Source organism: Kitasatospora sp. NPDC059812, from assembly GCF_042732075.1.
Classification (GTDB): Bacteria; Actinomycetota; Actinomycetes; order Streptomycetales; family Streptomycetaceae; genus Kitasatospora.
In genome coordinates this window covers 4855-6148 of the sequence record NZ_JBHWIO010000065.1, presented here as the reverse complement: position 1 = coordinate 6148, position 1294 = coordinate 4855, and the positions used below count along the sequence as shown (strand labels likewise).

General features: G+C 80.6%; 1 protein-coding gene. It reads right to left on the bottom strand.

Annotation, left to right across the window (positions count from 1 at the left end; genetic code table 11):
• Nucleotides 1–125 precede the first annotated feature (125 nt).
• A complete protein-coding gene (locus tag ACFV6D_RS27300) occupies nucleotides 126–911 on the bottom strand; it encodes a pyridoxal 5'-phosphate synthase (protein WP_380561418.1) in 786 nt (261 codons plus the stop codon).
• Between the last annotated feature and the right edge of the window lie 383 nt (nucleotides 912–1294).

Sequence of the window (1294 nt, the reverse complement as noted above, 5' to 3'; positions counted from 1 at the left end):
GGGCGGGGGTGGGGGGGGGGCGGCGCGGGGGGCCCCCGCGCCCCGGGGGGGGGGGCTCCCCCCCCCCCGGGCGGGCCCCCCCCCGCCCCCGCCGGGCCGGGCCGGGCCCTTGGGCCGTCAGACCGTTACGGCCACAGCAGGGTGCGCGACCACTCCGGGGTCCGGACCGGGCCGGTGCGGGTGTAGCGCAGCCGGACGTGCCGGCGCTGCGCGTCGCCCTGCCAGTACTCCACCTCGTGCGCCCACAGGGTGTAGACCGCGTGCCCGGCCGCGACCGCGTCCGGAGTGGCCTCCAGCCGGCGGCGGGCTACGGCGACGGCCTCGTCGTACTCGGCGAGCGAGGCCATCGGCTCGCTCTGCCGCCCGACCAGCGCGCCGACCCGGGCATCCGGGGAGCGGGTGGCGAACTCGGCGGCGGCGACCAGGTCGGCGGCCCGCTCGACGGTGCCGCGAACCCGCACCTGGCGGCCCAGCTGGGGCCAGTAGACGGTCAGCGCGGCGGCCGGGTGGTCGGCCAGCTGGCGGCCCTTGGGGCTGTCGGCGGCGGCGGAGAAGACCCAGCCGGTGCCGGACGCGTCGACGTCGCGCAGCACCAGCACCCGGGCGTCCGGCAGGCCGTCCGCGTCGACCGTGGAGAGGGTGACCACCTGCGGGTCCGGCACGCCGGCGGCCAGCGCGGTGGCGAGCCAGTCCACGAACAGCGGGCCGGGCTCGACGGGCGCGGCCTCGGCGTCGAAGGTCGGCAGCGGGCGGGCCATCGGCGGGCGGCCGAGCAGCAGCTCGGGCACGGACTTCGGCTCGGGCCAGTGCTCGGCCGGCTCCCGGCGGGCGTCCGGCCCGGGTCGCGGATCCGGCTCCGGTGCAGGCCAGGCCTCGCCCGGGCCGGTCAGGCCCTCCTCCTCCGCCGCCATCGCGCGCCCTCTCTTCCGGTTGCCGCGGTCGCCGCCCCGGCCGGGCCGTGGTTCCCGGGCCCGGGCACGTGGTGCGCTGTCGGAGCGCAACCGTACCGCCGAGCACCGACGGCTCCGGGCGCGGGCCCTCGCTGGACGCGTTCGGGGCGTCCGGGCGGGCCTCGGCGGGCGGTCCCGAGCGGTGTCGGCGGTGTCGGGCAGCCGGCGATGTCGGCGGTGCCGGACAGCTGGCGGTGTCGGCGGTGCCGGGCAGCCGGCGACGAGCGGGCCCGTGCGGTTCGCGCCCGGCTCCGGACGCACTCGTGGGGGGGGGGGGGGTGGGGGACGACGCGCGGCGTCGAGAGCGGGTGGTCGCGGAGTCGCTGGGGGGGGGTGAGAGTGGT